Origin of the sequence: Kineosporia sp. R_H_3 (genome assembly GCF_002198675.1) — a bacterium.
Classification (GTDB): Bacteria; Actinomycetota; Actinomycetes; order Actinomycetales; family Kineosporiaceae; genus R-H-3.
In genome coordinates this window covers 1-14,444 of sequence record NZ_MWLL01000206.1, presented here as the reverse complement: position 1 = coordinate 14,444, position 14,444 = coordinate 1, and the positions used below count along the sequence as shown (strand labels likewise).

At 75.5% G+C, this 14,444-nt stretch carries 12 protein-coding genes; 8 read left to right on the top strand and 4 right to left on the bottom strand.

From position 1 onward, the window contains the following. Positions 1 to 101: 101 nt before the first annotated feature. From ECOMGDLI_RS25715 to ECOMGDLI_RS25705, 3 genes are all read left to right on the top strand, one after another. Positions 102 to 392: a hypothetical protein gene (locus tag ECOMGDLI_RS25715; RefSeq protein WP_088319697.1), complete on the top strand. Its 291-nt coding sequence runs from the start codon at positions 102 to 104 to the stop codon at positions 390 to 392. A 166-nt stretch (positions 393 to 558) separates the two neighbouring features. Further along, positions 559 to 1,329, top strand: a complete 771-nt coding sequence (locus ECOMGDLI_RS25710; RefSeq protein ID WP_088319696.1) for a 3-hydroxybutyrate dehydrogenase — start codon at positions 559 to 561, stop codon at positions 1,327 to 1,329. Beyond that, positions 1,326 to 2,555: a DUF3141 domain-containing protein gene (locus ECOMGDLI_RS25705; protein ID WP_158221158.1), complete on the top strand. Its 1,230-nt coding sequence runs from the start codon at positions 1,326 to 1,328 to the stop codon at positions 2,553 to 2,555. Before ECOMGDLI_RS25710 ends, ECOMGDLI_RS25705 begins: the two co-directional genes overlap by 4 nt. Here the strand turns inward: ECOMGDLI_RS25705 and ECOMGDLI_RS25700 are convergent. The 3 genes from ECOMGDLI_RS25700 to ECOMGDLI_RS25690 form a co-directional block, all read right to left on the bottom strand. Next, complete coding sequence (locus ECOMGDLI_RS25700; protein ID WP_088319694.1) at positions 2,513 to 3,184, bottom strand: DUF2306 domain-containing protein; 672 nt, start codon at positions 3,182 to 3,184, stop codon at positions 2,513 to 2,515. The two genes, ECOMGDLI_RS25705 and ECOMGDLI_RS25700, sit on opposite strands and share 43 nt — an antisense overlap. Positions 3,185 to 3,300: 116 nt before the next feature. Then, positions 3,301 to 3,987, bottom strand: coding sequence for a response regulator transcription factor (locus ECOMGDLI_RS25695; protein WP_088319693.1), 687 nt, complete (start codon positions 3,985 to 3,987; stop codon positions 3,301 to 3,303). After that, entirely contained in the window at positions 3,984 to 5,111 is a 1,128-nt protein-coding gene (locus ECOMGDLI_RS25690) for a sensor histidine kinase (protein WP_088319692.1), read from the bottom strand. The genes ECOMGDLI_RS25695 and ECOMGDLI_RS25690 overlap by 4 nt, the downstream gene beginning before the upstream one ends. 87 nt (positions 5,112 to 5,198) lie before the next feature. On the opposite strand from ECOMGDLI_RS25690, the gene ECOMGDLI_RS25685 reads away from it, so the two are divergent. Together ECOMGDLI_RS25685 and ECOMGDLI_RS25680 are read left to right on the top strand one after the other, a co-directional pair. Beyond that, positions 5,199 to 5,582: a helix-turn-helix domain-containing protein gene (locus ECOMGDLI_RS25685; RefSeq protein WP_088319691.1), complete on the top strand. Its 384-nt coding sequence runs from the start codon at positions 5,199 to 5,201 to the stop codon at positions 5,580 to 5,582. Positions 5,583 to 5,585: 3 nt separating this feature from the next. Further along, positions 5,586 to 6,035 carry a DUF3291 domain-containing protein gene (locus ECOMGDLI_RS25680; RefSeq protein ID WP_088319690.1) on the top strand — a complete coding sequence of 150 codons (450 nt, stop codon included), beginning with the start codon at positions 5,586 to 5,588 and terminating at the stop codon, positions 6,033 to 6,035. Between the two features lie 28 nt (positions 6,036 to 6,063). Here ECOMGDLI_RS25680 and ECOMGDLI_RS25675 read toward each other — a convergent pair whose 3' ends face one another. Next, on the bottom strand, positions 6,064 to 7,275 hold the full coding sequence (locus ECOMGDLI_RS25675) for an FAD-dependent oxidoreductase (RefSeq protein ID WP_088319745.1): 1,212 nt from the start codon (positions 7,273 to 7,275) through the stop codon (positions 6,064 to 6,066). A 148-nt stretch (positions 7,276 to 7,423) separates the two neighbouring features. On the opposite strand from ECOMGDLI_RS25675, the gene ECOMGDLI_RS25670 reads away from it, so the two are divergent. The 3 genes from ECOMGDLI_RS25670 (at position 7,424) to ECOMGDLI_RS25660 (ending at position 14,414) form a co-directional block, all read left to right on the top strand. Continuing rightward, the gene (locus ECOMGDLI_RS25670) at positions 7,424 to 9,973 is read left to right on the top strand and encodes a beta-glucosidase (RefSeq protein ID WP_233153630.1); all 2,550 of its coding nucleotides are present in this window, start codon (positions 7,424 to 7,426) and stop codon (positions 9,971 to 9,973) included. Positions 9,974 to 10,100: 127 nt separating this feature from the next. Further along, on the top strand, positions 10,101 to 11,825 hold the full coding sequence (locus tag ECOMGDLI_RS25665) for an amidohydrolase (protein WP_088319688.1): 1,725 nt from the start codon (positions 10,101 to 10,103) through the stop codon (positions 11,823 to 11,825). Between the two features lie 228 nt (positions 11,826 to 12,053). Further along, entirely contained in the window at positions 12,054 to 14,414 is a 2,361-nt protein-coding gene (locus ECOMGDLI_RS25660; protein ID WP_088319687.1) for a (Fe-S)-binding protein, read from the top strand. The last annotated feature ends 30 nt before the right edge of the window (positions 14,415 to 14,444 follow it).

The window sequence follows — 14,444 nt, the reverse complement described above, 5'->3', positions numbered from 1 at the left end:
TTGCTTGCTAACTTGGGAACAGACCTCGGCACCGCCCCACCGGCGCGGAGCACCTGCACCGGAACGGATCTCACCCACCCACGGACCCCAGGGAGGCCACCATGGCCACGAAGACCGCACCCACGACCCCGACGTTCGACGCCGCCGCGTTCGAGGAGGCCGCGGGCCGCGTCCGCGAGCTCAACGAGCGCATCATCGCCGGCTCGAAGGCCGCGGGCCTCACCTCCATCGACGCCTACGAGAAGGCGCTGACGAGCCTCGTCGACTTCGAGCAGAAGATCGCCGGCGCGAGCAACCTCGACTGGGTCACGGCCCTCGCGCAGACCCACGCGACGTTCGTCCAGGACGTCACCGCCGTCTACACGAAGGCGGCGCGGGAGCTCCTCGCCTGACGCCACACGCGCAACAGGACCAGCGGCGGGCAGGGGGACGGGGCACCTGCCCGTCGCTGCCGCGCACCGGCCCTCCACCCGCACCTACCAGCGCGTATGACCCCTTGATCGGGTCGTACGCGCTAGTAGCTCCGGGGCCATGACGACGAGACCTGAGGAGGACCGCATGACCGGCACCCCAGACAGCGCCGTCCGGCGGGCGGCGATCGTCACCGGCGCCGGCAGCGGCATCGGGGCGGCGGTGACGGCCCGCCTCGTCGCGGACGGCTACGACGTCCTCGCGGTGGACATCACGGTCCCCGACGACCCGTCCGCCGTCCCCGGCGTCCCGTTCGCCGCCGACCTCACGACCCGCGAGGGCAACGCCGCGGCCGTCGCCGCCGCCGTCGAGCGGTTCGGCCGGCTGGACGTCGTCGTCGCGAACGCCGGCTTCCAGCACGTGGCGCCGATCGCCGACTTCCCCGAGGACCGCTGGGACGCGATCCTCGCGATCCTCCTCACGAGCCCGTTCCTCCTCGCCAAGTACGCCTGGCCGCACCTCGTGGCGTCCGGCCGGGGCCGGTTCCTCGTCGTCGCGTCGGCGCACGCCCTCGTCGCGTCACCGTTCAAGGCGGCCTACGTGTCGGCCAAGCACGGCGTGCTCGGGCTGGTCAAGACGCTCGCGCTCGAGGGCGCCCCGGTCGGCGTCACGACGTGCGCGATCTGCCCGGGCTACGTCCGGACGCCGTTGGTGGAGAGGCAGATCGCCGACCAGGCGAGGGCGCACGGCCTGCCCGAGGAGCGTGTGCTCGAAGAGGTCATCCTCGCCCCGCAGGCGGTCAAGCGGATGGTCGAGCCCGACGAGGTCGCCGCCATGGCCGCGTTCCTGATCGGCCCGGGCGGGGCTTCCGTCACGGGCGTCGCGATCCCGATGGACCAAGGATGGACCGCCCGATGAGCAAGCCGACGGCCAGCACCCAGCCCCTCGACGGCCCGCAGCCCACGGTCCGCCAGGCACCTCGTGCCGGTACCTGCCCGCCCGGGATCGTCGACTCGGCCGTGACGTCCGCGTTCGACGTCTGGTCGAGCGTCGTGCGGCACAGCGTCGACTACTGGTGCGGAGCGCTCGAGCGGGGTGCGACCCCGTTCGACGTCGCGGCGGACGTCCTCGAGTGGAGCAGCGTCGTCGCCCGCCGCGAGCCGCCGACGTGGACGACGCCGCACACCGTCGTCCGCGAGTGGCCGGTCGCGCGGCTGCGCGACTTCTCCCCGAAGCGCCCGCGCGGCAGGGCCGCCGGGGTCCCGGTGCTCGTGCTGCCGCCGCAGGCGGGGCACGACTCGTGCATCGTCGACTACGCCGAGGGCCAGTCCCAGGTGCGGACGGCGCTCGACGCCGGCCTGACCCGGGTGCTCTCGCTCGACTGGGTCGGCGCGACCCCGGCGACGAAGGACGAGGGCGTCGAGGCGTACCTCGCGGTGATGCGCGAGGCGGTCGCCGACCTCGGTGGCACCGTGCACCTCGTGGGCGACTGCCAGGGCGGCTGGCTCGCGGTGATCTACACCGCGCTGCACCCGGAGACCGTCGCCACGTTGACGATCGCCGGCGCACCGGTCGACTTCCACGCCGGGGAGCCGCTCATCCACGACTGGATCCAGCTCCTGTCGCCGGACGGCCGGATGGACTTCTACCGCGCGCTCGTCGCGGCCGGCGACGGCGTCCTGCCCGGGCAGGTGCTGCTCGACGGCTTCAAGGCGATGCAGCCGCAGGGCGAGACCGACCGTCAGCTCGGCGTCCTGGCGCACCTCGACGACCCGGCCTACCTCGCCCGCTACGCGACGTTCGAGAACTGGTTCCAGCACACCCAGCCGATCCCGGGCGCGTTCTACCTGTGGATCGTCGAGCACCTGTTCCAGCGCAACGAGCTCGTCGCCGGCACGCTCGTCGTCGAGGGCCGGATCGTCGACCTCGCCGCGATCTCGTGCCCGCTCTACCTGCTCGCCGGGTCGAGCGACCACATCACCCCGCCGCCGCAGGTGTTCGCGCTGGCCGACTTCGCGTCGACCCCGGCGGACGACGTGACGCGGCTCGTCGTCCCCGGCGGGCACCTCGGGCTGTTCATGGGCCACGAGGCGCTGCGCGGTCACTGGGCGCCGGTGTTCACCGCCATCGCGGCCCGCGGCTGACGGACGACCCGTCGCCGGGGCGCCCGCACGACCGCCTCGGCGACGGCGAGGTTGACGACCCAGCCGAGCCCCATGAGCACCGCCCGCACCGTGCCCGCCGGCGGGCCGACGAGAAGCGCCCACGGCAGGATCGTGAGCACCTGGGTCCCCGCGCCGAGCCCCAGCGCGTACCCGCGGAGCATCCACGCCCGGTGCGCGGCGATGTCCCGGCGCCGGACGGCGACGACGGCGAGCACGAGCGAGGCGGCCATGCCGGTGCCGGCGAGCAGCCGGAAGGCCAGGAGCAGGTCGTTGTCGTGGGCGGGCAGGGCGTAGAAGACCGACATCCAGAGCCCGGAGAGGGCCGCGGCGAGCCCGGCCGCCACGATGCCCCGGCCGGCCCGGCGGTGCCAGGCGGGCGAGCGCCGGCGCAGCCCCGGGTGCAGCTGCCCGATCCCGAGCAGCAGGAACAGGCTCGCACCGACGACGTGGACGACGACCGGCACCGGCGAGTCGAAGAAGCGCGCGTTCTCCGGCGTCACGACGCCGGAGGCGAGCGAGGCCAGCCGGACGCCCCCCGCCGTCACGGGGACGACGCAGAGCAGCGCGAGACCGGCGGGCACGAACCGTTGCAGGCGTTGGCTTCTCATGCTCCGAGCCTGGCGGGAGCGCCGCCGCCGCACATCGGTCCCGGGTCCGGCCGTCGGCCCGGCCGATCGGCCGCGCGGCGTCGTCCTTCCGGCCGACCGCCGGTCGCGCTCCTGCGTCAGCCGCGTCGGCCGGCAGCACCACCGGCCCGGCCCGTCTCGTAGGCCCAGATCGCGATCTCGACGCGGTTCCGGGCCCCGAGCTTCGCCATGAGGCTCGCGACGTGCGTCTTGACCGTGCTCAGCGAGATCCGCAGGGCGTCGCAGACCTCGGCGTTCGTCAGGCCGCGCGCCACCGCCGCGAGCACCTCCTCCTCGCGCTCGGTGAGCGGCTCGACCGGCTGCGCCGGGGTCGCTCCCGGGCCGGCCACGGCGAACGCCCCGAGCAGCCGGCCGGTGACGCTCGGCGCGATGAGCGCGTCCCCGGCGGCCGCCGCGTGCACCGCCTGGGCGAGCAGCGCCGGGCCGGCGTCCTTGAGGAGGAACCCGCGGGCACCGGCCCGCAGCGCACCGTAGACGTACTCGTCGAGGTCGAACGTCGTGACGACGACGACGGCGAGCGGGTCCTCGACGTCCGGCCCGGCGACGAGCCGGGTCGCCTCGAGCCCGTCGAGGCCGGGCATCCGGATGTCGAACAGGCACACGTCCGGGCGCAGCCGGCGCGCGAGCTCGACGGCCCGCCGGCCGTCCGCCGCCTCCCCGACCACTTCGATCCCGGGCTGGGCGTCGAGGATCATCCGCAGCCCGGTGCGGACGATCTCCTGGTCGTCCGCGACGAGGACCCGCAGGGCCCCGGGCGCGGTCACGTCGTCACCGGCCGGGGCAGGACGGCGGTCACGGTCCAGCCGCCGGCCGGGTCCGGCCCGGCGGAGCAGGTGCCGCCGAGGAGCCGGGCCCGCTCCGCCATCCCGACGAGGCCGAACCCGCCGCCGTCGGCCCGTCGTGGTGGTGCGGCGGCGCCGTCGTCGTGCACGCGCAGCCGGACGACGTCCGTGTCGGCGGTGACCCGGACCTCGACGACGGTCGGGCGCCGCGCGTGCCGGCGCGCGTTCGTCACCGCCTCCTGGGCCAGCCGGAACACCGCGGCACCGACACCGGGCGCGAGGTCGCCCACGTCGGGGGCCACGACGACGTCGACCCGCGGCCCGCCGTCCGGATCGGCCAGGCGCGGCAGGTCGCCGAGCCCGGGCGCGGGGACGAGGGCGGCCGGTTCGTTGCTGCGCAGCACACCGACCATGCTCCTCAGCTCGGCGAGGGTGCGGGCCGCCTCGGCCTCGATGACCTGCAGGGCCTCGACCGCGGCCTCGGGGCGGGCCGGGGCGGTCGCGATCCCGGCCTGGGCGCGGATCGCCATGGCGCTCACGTGGTGCGCGACGGTGTCGTGCAGGTCGCGGGCGAGCGCCTCCCGCTCGAGCAGCCGGACCCGGTCGAGGATGCGGACCCGGGCCGAGGCGCGGTACCGGGACGCGGCGCCGAGTGCCGACACCGCGACGAGGACGGCGGCCCCGGCGAGCAGGTCGACGAACCGCAGCGCGCCTGCCGCGCCCAGCTTGGTGAGCATGACGAACGACCCGAGCACGACCTCCCGCCCGGAGCCCCAGCGGAACAGCGCGAACGGCAGCAGCAGGAGGGCGGCCGCGGTGTAGTTCTGCAGCGCGTCGCCCTGGGAGACGGCGGACGCGAGCAGGCTCCCCCAGAAGGCGAGGGCGACGGCCACCAGCGGCCGGGTGCGCCGCACGAGCAGCGTCGGCGCGAGCACGACGAGGACGACGGCCGAGAAGGTCCGCCACGGCAGGTCCGGCCGCAGCGCCCACTCGGCACCGACGAGGACGACCACGACCGCGACGAGCAGCCGGTCCCGGCCGACCGGTTGCCGCGGCGGCGGGGCGGGCCGGGGCTCGCGCCACACGGAGCGGAGGAGGTCGCGCACCCCTCGATGCTAGGAGTGCCGGCCCCGGGGCTGATCGGCCGAAAGTACGGCGGTCCACCGGGCCGGCGGACGACGTAGCCTGGCGCCATGCCCGACCGCGCCTCCCCGCACTCCTCGCTCGGCGAGATCATCCGCCGGCAGCGCGAGCTCGCGGCCCTGCCGATGCGCCAGCTCGCCGACGCCGTCGGCATCTCCAACCCGTACCTGTCGCAGATCGAGCGCGGGCTGCGCGAGCCGAGCGAGGCCGTGCTCGACGCGATCGCCGAGTCGCTCGCGACGACCGCCGACGCGCTCTACTCCGAGGCCGGCTACGTCGAGCCGGACGCGGACGACGAGCCGGAGGCGGTGTCGCTGCTCGACGCCATCAAGGCCGCGGACGAGCTGACCCCCGCGCAGCGCCGCGCGCTCGCCGAGGTGTACCGCGGTTTCGTCGACGCGAACGCCGTGCGGCGGCGGCGCAAGGGATCCTGAGCGATGGCGGAGCACGAGCTCGCCCAGGTCAACGTGGCCCGTCTCGTGGCGCCGCTCGACGACCCCGCCGTCGCGGACTTCGTCGCCGGGCTCGAGCCGGTGAACGCCCTCGCCGACGCCGCGCCCGGCTTCGTCTGGCGGCTGCAGACCGAGACCGGCGACGCCACCGACGTCCGCGTCGGCGACGACGCGCTCGTCATCGTCAACCTCTCGGTGTGGACCGGGCTCGACCCGTTGCGGGAGTTCGTGTTCCGGTCCGACCACGCAGGCTTCCTGCGCCGCCGGCGCGAGTGGTTCTCGCCCTGGGAGGGGCCGCCGGCCGCCCTGTGGTGGGTGCCGGAGGGGCACCGTCCCGACGTCGACGAGGCGCTCGACCGGCTCGGACGACTGGCGGACGAGGGCCCGACGGCGCACGCGTTCACCTTCCGCACCCCGTTCCCGCCGCCGGGCTGACCGCCGCCCGGCCGGGAGCGGCGGGCCGTCAGACCCCGGCCTCGACGAGCGTCGTCCGCACCCCGCTCGCGAGCGGCTCGACGTAGCGCCGGACCGCCAGCGCCGCAGCGGCCCCCTCACCGGCCGCGCTCGCGGCCTGCTTGGTGGAGCCGCTGCGCACGTCGCCGGCGACGAAGACGCCCGGCACGCTCGTCTGCATACCCGGGTCGGCGACGACGAAGCCCGCTCCGTCGACCTCGACGAGGTCGCGGACGAGGGCGCTGTTCGGCGACAGGCCGATGAAGACGAACGCGCCGTCCGCAGGGATCTCGGAGCGGCCGCCGGCCCGCTCGACGACGAGCGCCCGCAGCCGCCCCGCGTCGTCCGTCGCGAAGCCGACCGGGGTCGCCCCGGTGACGACGTCGATCGACGGGTGCTCCTCGAGCTTGGCCACGACGACCTTGGACGCCGTGAGCGCGGCGTCCCGGGTGACCACCGTGACGTGCTCGGCGAAGCGGGTGAGGAAGACGCTCTCCTCGCCGGCGCTGTTGCCGCCGCCGATGACGACGACCCGCCTGCCGCGGTAGAAGGCGCCGTCGCACGTCGCGCAGAAGTGCACCCCGGCACCGATGAGGTCGTCCTCGCCGTCGATCCCCAGCCGGCGGTACGTCGAGCCGAGCGCGAGGAGCACGGCGAACGCCGCGTACGTGGCGCCGTCCCCGGTCGTCACCGTCCGGTAGTGCCCGTCGACGCCCACACCGGTGACCTCCTGCGCGGCGAGGATCTCGACGCCGAACCGCTCGGCCTGCGCGCGCAGCCGGTCCGCGAACTCGGCCCCGGTGACCCCTTCGGGGAAGCCCGGGAAGTTGTCGAGCCGCTCGGTGACCCCGGCCTGCCCGCCGACGCCGCCGCGCTCGACGACGAGCACCGACAGGCCCTCGCGCGCGGCGTAGAGCGCCGCGGTGAGACCCGCCGGCCCGGAGCCGACGACGACGAGGTCGTAGAACGCGTACTTCGCCGTGGTCTGCAGGCCGAGCTTGGCGGCGAGCTCGGCGTTGCTCGGCTCGACGAGCACCGACCCGTCGTCGAAGACGATCGTCGGGATGACGTCCTTGCCGTCGTTGTGGGCCTGCACGACCGCGCGACCGGCCGGGTCGCCGTCCACGTCGACGAAGTCGTACGGCACCCGCTGCTCGCCGAGGAACTGCTTGGCCCGCTTGCAGTCGGAGCACCAGGTCGTGCCGTACATGAGGATCGTCATGCCCATGAGTGTCCCCGGCGGCCGGACCGTTACGCCCGCGCGATCCGCCCGCGCGATCCGCCCGGCAGGGTCGGCGCGCGGACACGTGGGACGCGCCGTCCGCGGTGCTGCCGGGGCCGCCCGGGCGTGTCGTGAGAGCGTTTACGTCGTGGACACACTTCCGACCCCCGCGCCGGCCGCCGCCCCCGACGGCGCCGCCGGCACCCCGGGCCTCGACGCCCTCGTCGAGGAGCGCCTCGCGCGGCTCGACCTCGCGACCAAGGTGCGCCTGCTCCAGGGGGAGACGAACTGGCGGGTCTTCGCCGCCCCCGACGCCGGCCTGCGCCAGGTCGTCACGTCGGACGGGCCGGTCGGCGTCCGGGGCGAGGCCTGGGACGAGCGCGACATCGGTCTCAACCTGCCCTCGCCGACGGCGCTCGCCGCGACCTGGGACGAGGACCTCGTGGAGCGGCTCGGCCTGCTGCTCGCCGGCGAGAGCCGGCGCAAGGGCGTCGACGTCCTGCTCGCCCCGACGGTCAACCTGCACCGCAGCCCGCTCGGCGGCCGGCACTTCGAGTGCTTCTCCGAGGACCCGCTGCTCACCGCCCGGGTCGGCTCGGCGTTCGTCCGCGGCGTCCAGGCCGGCGGGGTCGCCGCGACCGTCAAGCACTACGTCGCCAACGACTCCGAGACCGACCGGATGACGGTCGACGTCCGGATGGACGAGCGGACGCTGCGCGAGGTCTACCTCGCACCGTTCGAGCACATCGTCGCCGCCGCGCGGCCGTGGGCGGTCATGGCGTCGTACAACAAGGTGGACGGCGTCACCCTCACCGAGAGCGACCTGCTCGCCGAGCCGCTCAAGGGCGAGTGGGGCTTCGACGGCCTCGTCATGAGCGACTGGACCGCCGTCCGGTCGACCGCGGAGTCCGCGCGCGCCGCGCTCGACCTCGCGATGCCCGGCCCGACCGGGCCCTGGGGCGACGCGCTGCTCGCCGCGGTGCAGGCGGGCGAGGTCCCGCAGGACGCGATCGACGAGAAGGTCCGCCGGATCCTCGTGCTGGCCGCCCGGGTCGGCGCGCTGGACGGCGTCGCCCCGGCGGTACCGCCGGCCGACCCGGCCCTGCTGCCGCTGCCCGACGCCCCGGCCGTCCGTGCCGCGGCCCGCGCCGCGGCCGCGCAGGGCATGGTCCTCGTCCGCAACGAGGGGCTGCTCCCGCTCGACGGGCCGGCCCTGGCCCGGGTCGCGGTCATCGGACCGAACGCCGCGCAGGCCCGCACCCAGGGCGGCGGCAGCGCGACGGTCTACCCGCCGCACACCGTCGCCCCGCTCGACGGCCTGCGCGCCGCCCTCGGCGACGGGGTCGAGGTCGTGCACGCCCCGGGCGTGCGTACCCGCGACGTCGTCGCGTACGCCGAGCCGGCCCTCGTACGGGACCCGGTGTCGGGCGAGCCGGGCGTCCGGGTCACCTACGTCGGGGCGGACGGCGCGGACCTCGCGAGCGAGCACCGCCGGTTCGGCCGGATCGGCTGGGGCGACCCGGGCCTCGAGCACGACGCCGCCACGGCCCGGATCGAGGCCCTGCTCACCCCCGAGGTGGCCGGTGCCTGGCAGGTCGCCGCCGGCGGTCTCGGCCGGCACCGGCTCGAGGTCGACGGCGCGGTCGCGGTCGAGACCGAGGTCGTCGTCCCGGACGGCGGCGAGCCGGACTTCGTCCACTTCGTCACCCCGCCGCAGGCCGCCACGACGGTCACGCTCGAGGCCGGCCGCGAGGTGCGGGTCGTGCTCCACGTCGACCCGCTGCGGATGAACGGTGCGCTGTGCGTCGCGGAGCTGTGCGTCGAGCCGCCGGTACCGGACCCGGTCGCCGGCCTCGAGGAGGCCGCGGCGCTGGCGGCGTCGTCCGACGTCGCGGTCGTCGTCGTCGGCACGACCGCGGCCGTCGAGAGCGAGGGCTTCGACCGGACGTCCCTCGACCTGCCGGGCGCCCAGGACGAGCTCGTCCGCCGCGTCGTCGCCGCGAACCCGCGGACGGTCGTGGTCGTCAACGCCGGGGCGCCGGTCCTGCTGCCGTGGCGCGACGAGGTGCCCGCGGTGCTCCTCGGCTGGTTCGGCGGCCAGGAGTTCGGCGACGCGCTCGCCGACGTGCTGCTCGGCCGCCGCGAGCCCGGCGGCCGGCTGCCGACGACGTGGCCGGTCGCGCAGGAGGACTGCCCGGTGCTCTCGACGACGCCCGTCGACGGTGTCCTGGAGTACTCCGAGGGCCTGCTCCTCGGCTACCGCGCCTGGGCCCACCAGGGCAGCGACGGCGGCCCGGCGCCCGCCTACTGGTTCGGCCACGGCCTCGGCTACACGACGTGGGAGCACACCGGCGTGCAGGTCGTGACGCCGGACGCCGAGGGCCCGAGCACGTACCTGCGCGCCCGCGTGCAGGTACGCAACAGCGGAGCACGCTCCGGGCGGACCGTCGTCCAGGCGTACCTGTCCCGCCCCGACTCGGCCGTGGCCCGCCCGCCGCTGTGGCTCGCCGGCTTCGCGGCCGTCGAGGCCGGCCCCGGCGAGGAGGTCGAGGTGGACGTCGTCCTCGCCCCGAGGGCCTTCGAGCACTGGGACGCGGCCACCCACCGGTGGGTCGTCGAGCCCGGTGACTTCGTGCTGAGCGTCGGGCCGTCGTCCGCGGACCGCCCGCTCACCGCCGCGGTGCCGGTCACGGGTTAGCCCGGGGGGCCCGGGCGCGGACCGCGGCGACCTTGGTCCGGCGACCGGCGGCCGCGCGGCTGCCTACAGTCGCAGGCACCGCGGCCGTCGGCGGGCAGCCGCCGGCCCGGCCCGGCAGGAGGTCGTCGTGAGCGCGCTCGTCCTGCACGGGGTCCCGGTGCACGTCCGGCACGACCGGCCCCCCGTCGAGGCGGTGGCGGTCGTCGACGGCCGGGTCACCGCCGCGGGGTCCCTCGCCGAGGCCACCGCCGCCGCTCCGGGGGCCACGGTCCGCCGGCTGCCCGGCGGCGCGGTCCTGCCGGCCTTCGTCGACCCGCACCAGCACGCCTTCCTCGTGGCCGCGGACCCGATGGTCGAGGTGCTGCGCCGCTGCGCGCCCGACGTGCCGGGGCTGCTCGCGGTGCTGCGCACGCTCGTCGCCACCCTCGACGAGACGCTCGACGGCACGCTCGACGGCACTGTCGACGGCACTGTCGACGGCCGGGCGGCGCCGGAGCCCGGCGGCTGGCTGCGCTTCCACGGTTACGAGCCGCTCGCCCTCGCCGAGCACCGCAGCCCGACCGCCGCCGAGCTCGACCGGGTCACCGCGGACCGCCCGCTCCACGTGCTCGCGCGGACCTACCACGAGTCGGTCGTCAACTCGGCGGGGCTGGCGGCGCTCGGCATCACCGCGACGACACCGGACCCGCCCGGCGGCCGGATCGTCCGTGACCGCCGCGGCCGCGCGACCGGGGTGCTCCTGGAGTCGGCGAGCTTCCTCGCCGAGGCGCGCTCGAGACCCGTCCTGGATGCGGACGTCTTCGACGCGCGCCTCGCCGCGCACGGCCGGCGGCTGCTCGCGCTCGGCATCACCCGGATCGGGGACGCGGCGACACCCGCGACCGCCGCAGCGCGGCTGCGGGCCGTGCTGGCCGCAGTGGGGGTCGACGCCGTCCCGCTCCTCACCGGGCACCGGATCGACACCCCGGCGTTCGTCGCCGGGGGCACGGCGAAGGTGCTCGTCGACGGCGGGGAGTACTGCCACCTGTGCATGACCTCCGGGCAGCTCGCGCGGGTGACCGCCTCCGCCGTCCGCGCCGGGTTCGGCCCGGACCGGGCGCTCGCCCGGTCCCTCGGCCGGCGCACCGGCACCCCGCGCCGCGGGGCCGACGGCCGCTGGCACACCGGGATCCGCTACCCCGCGGCGGGCCGGCTCGACGCGCTCGTCCGGCTCGCGGCGGACGCCGGGTCCCGGATCGCCCTGCACGCCGTCGGCAACGGCGCCGTCGAGACCGTGCTGCGGGCCCGCGCCGCCGACCACGGGCTCGCGGACGCCGTCCCGCTGCGCCTGGAGCACGCGATGGCCCTCGCCCCGGACGCCGCGGCCCGCATCGCGGACGCCGGCGTGCCGGTCGTCACCCAGCCCGCCTTCCTCGCGGTGTACGGGCACGACCTGGAGGTCACCCCCGTGCCGGCACCCCTGCGCCTGCTCCCGCTGCGCACGATGCTCGACGCCGGGGTCGACCTCGCCCTGAGCTCCGACCACCCCGCCGTCCCGGCCGACCCGTTCGTCGGCGTGCACGCGGCCGTGACCCGGCGCGACGACCGCGGCCGGCCGGTCCACCCCGAGGAGGCGCTCACCGTGGCGCAGGCCCTGACGGCCTGCACGGCGTCCGCCGCGCGCGTCCTGGGGGCCGCCGACGCCGGCACCCTCGAGCCCGGTTCCCCGGCCGACATCGTCTGGTGCGACGGCGACCCGCACCGCGTCGACCCCGACGACCTGGCCGGGATCGGCGTGCTCGCGACGTGGTCCCACGGCCGGCTCGTGCACGCCACCGACGCGGCGGCCGAGACCGTCGGCCGCGCGCGCTGACCGCCGTCCGACCGCCGTCCGACCGCCGGCTGACCGCCGGCTGACCGCCGGCTGACCGCCGTCCGACCGTCGTCCGGGTGGCCCGGTGCCACCTCGTGGAACACCCGTTGTTACCCGCCAGTAGGATGCTGCCCCGGCGACAGTCGCCGCTGGTCGGGTGCGTAGTGTGACCCGAACCACCGGCGCGCCGGGAGACGTCACCCCTGCCCCGACGGGAGAGTCGGACCCATGGAACTGAGCGGCCTGCAGATCGCCGTCGTCACGGTCATCGCCGTGCTGTCCGTCGTCGGTGTCGCGCTCTTCGCGCGCACGGTCGGCCACCTCGTGCGGGTGATCCGGGTCGGTCAGCCCGACCCGACGCGCGGCGGCCAGGCCGGCGCCCGGGCGTACAGCCTCTTCGCCGAGAGCCTCGGGCACGCCCGGCTCGGCAAGTGGCCGCTCGTCGGGATCATGCACTGGCTCGTCTTCGTCGGCTTCGGGGCGCTGTTCTTCACCCTCGTGACGGCCTACGGCCAGGTCGTCGACCCCGAGTTCGCCCTGCCGCTCGTCGGCCGCTGGGTCGTCTACGAGTGGGTCACCGAGATCATCGGCTGGCTGACCCTCGTCGCGATCGTGGCGCTCATCGTCGTCCGGCAGAAGGCGCACCCGCGCAGCGCCGCCGGTGAGGCCGGCCGCCGCTCGCGGTTCTTCGGGTCGACGTTCTGGCAGGCGTACTACGTCGAGTTCACCATCGCCGCGGTCGCCGTCTGCGTGATCACCCTGCGCGGGCTCGAGTACGCCCTCGGCCAGGCGCTCGGCGGCGAGAGCGCGCACGGCGCGGTGCACTTCCCGCTGACGTTCTGGATCGGCAACCTCTTCTCCGGCGCCTCGGCCGGCGCCCTCGAGAACGCGATCGTCCTCGTCGCGGCGCTGAAGATCGTCGTCTCGATGGCGTGGTTCATCACGATCGCGCTGCAGCCGACGATGGGTGTCGCCTGGCACCGGTTCCTGGCGTTCCCGAACATCTGGTTCAAGCGGCACCCGGGCAAGGACCCCGAGCGCGGCCTCGTCACCTCGCTCGGTGCCCTCCAGCCGGTCATGGTCAAGGGCGCCCCGCTCGACTTCGAGCAGATGGACGAGCTCGACGAGGACGACGCCCTCGGCGTCGGCAAGGTCGAGGACTTCACCTGGAAGGGCCTGCTCGACTTCACGACGTGCACCGAGTGCGGCCGCTGCCAGTCCCAGTGCCCGGCCTGGAACACCGACAAGCCGCTCTCCCCCAAGCTCGCGATCCTCGCGCTGCGCGACCACGCGCACGCGAAGGCGCCGTGGCTGCTCGCCGCCCAGACCCCGGGCGGCGCGGAGCAGCGCGACGCGCTCGACGCCGCGACGAAGATCGCCGCCGCCCGCCCGCTCGTCGGTGACACCGGCTGGGCCGAGAGCGGCGACGTCCTGCGCGCGTACAACCCCGGCGGCGAGGGTGCCGAGGGGCTCGGCGTCATCGACCCCGACGTGCTGTGGTCGTGCACGACGTGCGGCGCCTGCGTCGAGCAGTGCCCGGTCGACATCGAGCACGTCGACCACATCGTCGACATGCGCCGCAACCAGGTGCTCATCGAGTCCGCGTTCCCCAGCGAGCTGGGCGGCCTCTTCAAGAACCTCGAGAAGAACTCCAACCCCTGGGGCATGAGCCCGCGGCTGCGGATGGACTGGGCCAAGGGCCTGCCGTTCGAGGTCAAGCAGGTCGGCACGGACGTCGAGGACCTGTCCGAGGTCGAGTACCTGTTCTGGGTCGGCTGCGCCGGTGCCTTCGAGGACCGGCAGAAGAAGACGACGCGGGCGATCGCCGAGCTGCTGAACACGGCCGGGGTGACGTTCGCCGTCCTCGGTGACGGCGAGGGCTGCACCGGTGACCCGGCGCGCCGCTCCGGCAACGAGTTCCTCTTCCAGATGCTCGCCCAGGCGAACGTCGAGATGCTCAACGAGGTCAAGGCGACGAAGGTCGTCGTCTCGTGCGCGCACTGCTTCAACACCCTGAAGAACGAGTACCCGCAGCTCGGCGGCAGCTACGAGGTCGTCCACCACACCCAGCTGCTCAACAAGCTCGTCCGCGAGCGCCGGCTGCTGCCGGTGGCGCCGCTGTCGAAGGCGTCCGTCGACGCACCCAAGGCGCCCGCGGCCGGGGCCGCCGCCCCGACCGGCGGCGCGAAGGTCACGTACCACGACCCGTGCTACATCGGCCGGCACAACGGGGTCTACACCCCGCCCCGCGAGCTCATCGGCGCCCTGCCCGGCGTCACGCTCGAGGAGATGCCGCGCAACTCCAACCGCTCGTTCTGCTGCGGCGCGGGCGGGGCCCGGATGTGGATGGAGGAGAAGCTCGGCCAGCGGATCAACTCCAACCGCACCGAGGAGGCCGTCGCGACCGGCGCCGACAAGATCGCCGTCGCCTGCCCGTTCTGCCGCGTCATGCTCTCCGACGGCCTCACCACCCAGCAGGCGGCGGGCAACGCGTCCGACGAGGTCGAGGTCGTCGACGTCGCCCAGATGCTCCTCGCCGCGGTGAAGCGCGCGGACGACGACAAGGCACCGGCCGCAGCGACGGTCTGACCCCCCGACACCCCGGGCCCCGGGTGTCGG

Excerpts from the sequence above, each read along its gene's own strand:
- ECOMGDLI_RS25715 (WP_088319697.1), top strand. The coding sequence starts at position 102 with ATGGCCACGAAGACCGCACCCACGACCCCGACGTTCGACGCCGCCGCG.
- ECOMGDLI_RS25710 (WP_088319696.1), top strand. The coding sequence starts at position 559 with ATGACCGGCACCCCAGACAGCGCCGTCCGGCGGGCGGCGATCGTCACC.
- ECOMGDLI_RS25705 (WP_158221158.1), top strand. The coding sequence starts at position 1,326 with ATGAGCAAGCCGACGGCCAGCACCCAGCCCCTCGACGGCCCGCAGCCC.
- ECOMGDLI_RS25700 (WP_088319694.1), bottom strand. The coding sequence starts at position 3,184 with ATGAGAAGCCAACGCCTGCAACGGTTCGTGCCCGCCGGTCTCGCGCTG.
- ECOMGDLI_RS25685 (WP_088319691.1), top strand. The coding sequence starts at position 5,199 with ATGCCCGACCGCGCCTCCCCGCACTCCTCGCTCGGCGAGATCATCCGC.
- ECOMGDLI_RS25680 (WP_088319690.1), top strand. The coding sequence starts at position 5,586 with ATGGCGGAGCACGAGCTCGCCCAGGTCAACGTGGCCCGTCTCGTGGCG.
- ECOMGDLI_RS25675 (WP_088319745.1), bottom strand. The coding sequence starts at position 7,275 with ATGACGATCCTCATGTACGGCACGACCTGGTGCTCCGACTGCAAGCGG.
- ECOMGDLI_RS25660 (WP_088319687.1), top strand. The coding sequence starts at position 12,054 with ATGGAACTGAGCGGCCTGCAGATCGCCGTCGTCACGGTCATCGCCGTG.